The following is a 1,805-nucleotide window of genomic DNA, read 5'->3' on the forward strand; positions in this document are numbered from 1 at the left end:
CTTTTTCTCCCTAAGGAACATGTAAAAGGACGTTTTCATCCACGGGGTATCCCTCCTTGAAACGATTAATGAGTTTTCTGTCCGCCGAAGACGGCGCCACGACGATCGAGGCGCTGCTCTGGTTGCCACTTTTCGTCGGAATGCTGGCGGTAACCGTCGACGTTTCCCTCATTTTCAACGCCCAGTCCCGCATCCTCGGCATCGTGCAAGACGTCGATCGCGCCTATTCGGTCGGGCGGTTCGAGAATGACGAAGACACCATGGCGCGACTGCGCGCGCTCCTTCCCTATGACCAAAACACCTACACGCTCGACACGAGCGTCACCGACGGGATCATCGAGACCCGCGTGACGATCCCGATGTCCGAACTCGTCGCGACGGGCCTCTTCACCAAAGTTCTGAACATGGACCTCACGGTCCGCGACTACCGCTACATGGAGTCCTGAGATGAGCCGCGTAACGATTACCGATTTCACCGCTGAAGAAGATGGCATGATCACTCAGCTCTCGCTGTTCTGGACGATCCTGTTCCTCGCCGTCGGCAGTCTCGCGCTCGACGTCTCCAATGGCTATCGCGAGCGGGTGCAGATGCAGGATGCGACGGATGCTGCCGCGCTCGGTGCGATGTATCTTGCTTCCGACCCCCTGATCACCAAAGACGAGGCGAGGACCCGCGCGGCCGAGCTGGCCCACTCCAACCTCGGCTCCGACGATGCGACTTCGGTCATCACCAAAGACGATGTGACCTTCGGCTATTACGACGCGACCAACAATCGCTTCCTTACGGATTACGCCCCCGACCTCGATCTCAGCCCCGCGGTGCGCGTGATGGCGCATCGCACCACCGACCGCGCGAACGCAGCGCCCACCTTCTTCGGTAAGGTGATCGGTCAGGACGGGTGGCAGATCAATACCGGCGCCGTCGCCGAAGCATACCAGCCCGCCTGCCTCACCGAAGGCTTGGCCGCGAAAGGTGTCATCGACCTGCAATCGGGCAACAGCTTCGCGTCGGGCTTCTGCCTCTACGCGGCGCAATACGTGTCGCTCAACCAGAACAACATGTTCGAGAGCGGCGCGATCGTGTCGATGCCCGACACCAGCAAGCTCGACATCCCCGCATCCGGCTTCAAGCAGAACGACGGCTTGCAAGAGGCGCTGCGCACCTCCTTCTACAAGCTGCGCGTGCTCGACCGCATTCCGAAGATCATCGAATCCATGCGCGACGGCACTGGCTATTTGCCCTCCTATATTACGAACCGGACGCCGACCTTCCTCAACGGGACGAAGCTCGACACCACCGATTTCGCGCCCGGCAATCTCTACATACTCGACTGCAATTCGAGCGTGACGATCTCGGTCCCGAACAAGGTCGACGGGTCCGTGACGACCGACCCGAGCGTGATCTCCGAGGTCGCGGTTATCGCGAACTGCCCGGTGAAATTCGGCAATGGCGTCGCGCTGGAAAATGCGATCTTCGCAAACACCTCGACCGATGATCGCAGCTTCTCGGCGCCGCAGGGGCTGAGGATCGGGCGCGACGACAATTGCGCACCCGATGGCGGCGCGAAGCTGATCACGATGGGCGGTGTCTCTTCGGCGGCAAAAATTTCCTTCTACGGCGGTCAGATCCTCGCGATGAAGGATGTAAGCTTCTCGGCGCAGGCAGACGGGATCGAAGGAGTCGCGATCGTCTCTGGCGGCAAGATCGACGGCACCTCCAACTCGCGCTTCGGTCATTGCGATACCGGCATGGAGAGCAATATCGAGATGAGCTACTTCCGCCTGCGGATGTAAGGGGCCTCCCA

2 protein-coding genes are annotated in these 1,805 nt (G+C 60.3%); both read left to right on the top strand.

What is annotated here, in order from left to right; genetic code table 11:
• Positions 1-68 precede the first annotated feature (68 nt).
• Entirely contained in the window at positions 69-446 is a 378-nt protein-coding gene (locus tag DEM26_RS20130; protein ID WP_088722735.1) for a TadE/TadG family type IV pilus assembly protein, read from the top strand.
• Position 447: 1 nt separating this feature from the next.
• On the top strand, positions 448-1,794 hold the full coding sequence (locus DEM26_RS20135; protein WP_088718661.1) for a pilus assembly protein TadG-related protein: 1,347 nt from the start codon (positions 448-450) through the stop codon (positions 1,792-1,794).
• Positions 1,795-1,805: the final 11 nt, after the last annotated feature.

This window comes from Thioclava sp. NG1 (genome assembly GCF_003122275.1).
Lineage (GTDB): Bacteria > Pseudomonadota > Alphaproteobacteria > Rhodobacterales > Rhodobacteraceae > Thioclava > Thioclava nitratireducens.

Coding starts and splice junctions, on each gene's coding strand:
- DEM26_RS20130 (WP_088722735.1), top strand. CDS start 69: ATGAGTTTTCTGTCCGCCGAAGACGGCGCCACGACGATCGAGGCGCTG.
- DEM26_RS20135 (WP_088718661.1), top strand. CDS start 448: ATGAGCCGCGTAACGATTACCGATTTCACCGCTGAAGAAGATGGCATG.